The organism is Hydrocoleum sp. CS-953, from assembly GCF_002260545.1.
Classification (GTDB): Bacteria; Cyanobacteriota; Cyanobacteriia; order Cyanobacteriales; family Microcoleaceae; genus Trichodesmium.
The window spans coordinates 1-3254 of record NZ_LGSU01000481.1 but is presented as its reverse complement, the minus strand read 5'-3'; the positions used below and the strand labels follow the sequence as shown (position 1 = coordinate 3254).

The 3254-nt window shown below is 33.2% G+C and carries 1 protein-coding gene and 2 pseudogenes; all 3 read right to left on the bottom strand.

Annotated features, from left to right (window positions below):
- Nucleotides 1–490: 490 nt before the first annotated feature.
- Entirely contained in the window at nt 491–724 is a 234-nt protein-coding gene (locus tag AFK68_RS04890) for a hypothetical protein (protein WP_094671823.1), read from the bottom strand.
- A gap of 434 nt (nt 725–1158) precedes the next feature.
- Nucleotides 1159–2390: pseudogene (gene prfC, locus AFK68_RS04885) on the bottom strand (peptide chain release factor 3); the annotation flags it as partial.
- Between the two features lies 1 nt (nt 2391).
- Nucleotides 2392–2992 (bottom strand): annotated as a pseudogene (locus AFK68_RS04880) (GTP-binding protein); the annotation flags it as partial.
- Nucleotides 2993–3254 lie beyond the last annotated feature (262 nt).

Genomic DNA, 3254 nt, shown 5'->3' with positions numbered 1-3254 from the left:
TATTAATAAAACTATTGCACAATAGTTTTTAGATTTTAGATAAAGTATGAGTGGCGATAGAACTCCATTCCGCTTCGCGATCGCCCGCATTATTGGTTGACTATTAATGATGTACAGGTAAGATGTACTTTATTAAATAGAAAACTGCTGTAAAAGTTCAAAGTAAAGTTTGAACTTTTAGCCTTTTATTATTACTTTTTCCTTTTACCTAAATAAAATAAATCCCTAAATTTGTATAGTGTTTTTCACCATTAATTGAAATACATATTTATAAATTTTCGGTAATACAGATTTACGCCAGTTTATAGCATCTTTTATTAATTGTGGCTGCATTATCATAAAACCAGTATTCATTGTATTTCCCTCTTTTATTTGCTTAACTGTTTGATTAGCAAAAGGTGAAATACTGGCGATTTTTGATAGTCCGTATAAAGTACACTCTTTTTGATTTTGAAAGTCTAAGTCGCTATGGGCACAATCAAATAAGTAATCAACAACAATATGAATAGCTAATGCAATTGATTAAGTTTCGTTGAGCTTCAGAATTTGGTAGTGATAAAACTAACTTTTTAGCCTTGTTCAATTCTTTTTGATATTCAGGATAGTTGTTTAAGGTCGAAGTAACTTCTGGGTAATATAATGTTTTAGCAGCTATATTTTCTGGTATCTCTTTTTTCACCAGCGTATCAGGTTTTATAAGTGCAGTAAAGGCAGTGGCAATCATGGAATTATTTAGTATAATAATCGATAATGTGTAAGTATTTAGCTTAACTATTATAAAACTTTTTACGACCAATTTAGGATTGCTATAGCTTCAGATATATAGGAAGTTAGATGGCAATATTGAAACACTGAAATCCTTGCTTAAGTAAAGTTTAAAGCAGATATGAAAACCTTAACTATCCATAGTAAATGTATTTAATGCCTTCACAACAAAAAAGCTGATTGCTGACTGCTAATAGCTGAATGCTGACAATAATGTAGCCAGAGTTAATGCTATTTTACTAATCATGGTTTGCTAAGTTTAAAGGTTCAATCTCTGAAAATATTTCAGTCACTTTACTGGAAGTAGAAAGAAGAAAAGTTGAAAGTAAAGTTGACAAATTTAGCCTTTTCTTAATTACTTCTTCCTTCTTCTTTCTTACTTCTTCCTTTCCCTTACAAAGATTCTGGTTCCTGACCAGAAACTACTGGTGCAGTATTATTCAATTTTAACTCTGGATGTTCAGACTCTACCTGTTGACAATTCCACTCATTTCTAAAGAGCAAAACAGGTCGTCCCCAGCTATCTTTCACCGCTACAGTATTAAATAACCTACCTACTTTTTCCAGTATCTCCCAACCACCATCTACCCAACGTGCCACACTAAAAGGTAATGTTTCTAATCTGGTTTCTACTCCATATTCATTTTGCATTCTAAACTGAACAACTTCTAATTGTAACTGCCCAACAGCAGCTAAAATAGGGTCTCTTTTTGACTCATCTGCTGAGTACATAATTTGCACTGCACCTTCTTCTCTTAATTCATTAACTCCTTTACGAAATTGTTTAAATTTAGAAGGATTAGGATTCCTTAAATAAGCAAATATTTCTGGTGAGAAACAGGGGATACCTTCATACTCTAATTTTTTGCCATTATAAATAGTATCTCCTATGGCAAATACTCCCGGATTATTTAAACCAATTATGTCTCCAGGATAGGCATTTTCGATAGATGCTCTGTCTTGAGCAAATAACTTTTGTGGACGAGATAATCGCACTGTTTTACCTGTTCTGGCATGACTAACTGTCATGTCTTTTTCAAATTTTCCTGTGCAAACTCTAATAAAAGCCACCCTATCTCGATGTTTTGGGTCCATATTAGCTTGCAATTTAAACACAAATCCAGTGAAGTTTTCATAAGTAGGAGAAATTTCCCCAACTGTACTTTTATGAGTACCTGGTTTAAGAGCATATTCTAGGAAAGCATCTAAGAATAATTGCACCCCAAAATTAGTCATGGCACTACCAAAAAATACAGGAGTCATTTCTCCTTTATGTATCTCTTCTAAATTTAATTCTGCACCTAATTCATCTAGCAATTCTATATCTTCTTTGAGTTGATAATAAAGGTCTTGCTCTAATAGTTCTTCTATTTGAGGGTCTCCTAAATTTACTACTGTATTTGTTGCTGCTTTTCTGCCATGAATACTCCTTTCAAATAGATGAATTTGTTTTTTTCTTCTATCAAATACTCCTTTGAAGCGATCGCCCATACCTATCGGCCAATTTACAGGATATGTTTTTAAGCCTAATTCCTGTTCAATTTCATCCAATAGCTCTAAGGGTTCTCTTCCTGGTCTATCCATTTTATTAATAAAGGTAAAAATGGGTAGTTTTCGCATTTTACNGAATACTCCTTTCAAATAGATGAATTTGTTTTTTTCTTCTATCAAATACTCCTTTGAAGCGATCGCCCATACCTATCGGCCAATTTACAGGATATGTTTTTAAGCCTAATTCCTGTTCAATTTCATCCAATAGCTCTAAGGGTTCTCTTCCTGGTCTATCCATTTTATTAATAAAGGTAAAAATGGGTAGTTTTCGCATTTTACAAACTTCAAATAATTTGCGAGTTTGAGGTTCTAAACCTTTAGCTCCATCTTCTAACATTACAGCGTTATCTGCTGCTGCTAATGTTCTATATGTATCCTCACTAAAATCTTGGTGGCCGGGAGTATCTAGGAGGTTTATTTGACAGTTTTGATAATCAAATTGGAGAACTGTAGAAGTGATAGAAATACCTCTTTGTTGTTCCATTTCCATCCAGTCTGAGGTGGCATGACGTTGCGCTCTTTTTGCTTTTACTGCACCAGCTTCTTGAATAGCACCTCCGTACAAAAGCAGTTTTTCTGTAAGGGTAGTTTTCCCAGCATCAGGGTGAGAAATAATTGCAAAGTTACGCCGTTTATCTACTGCGGTTTGCAATTCTGTTTCAATTTCAATGGACATAAGTTAACCTAACTTTTAGCATCTCTAATAATTAATCATATTATATAAGTAGTCAAGTAAAATTAATTGTATATTTGCTGCTTAGGTTAAGTAGGTAAGTTCATTAATGGATAATTGATAATTACCTCTCCCTAAAAGTGAGAGGATTGACACTAATCAGGAAAAGATTTATTTTTTTTCCCTTGAAAGGGGAGGCTTCAAGGCGTGAATTATCTAATTATTTAATTATTTAATTGCTTAATTATTAATTATTTCGGTAAAT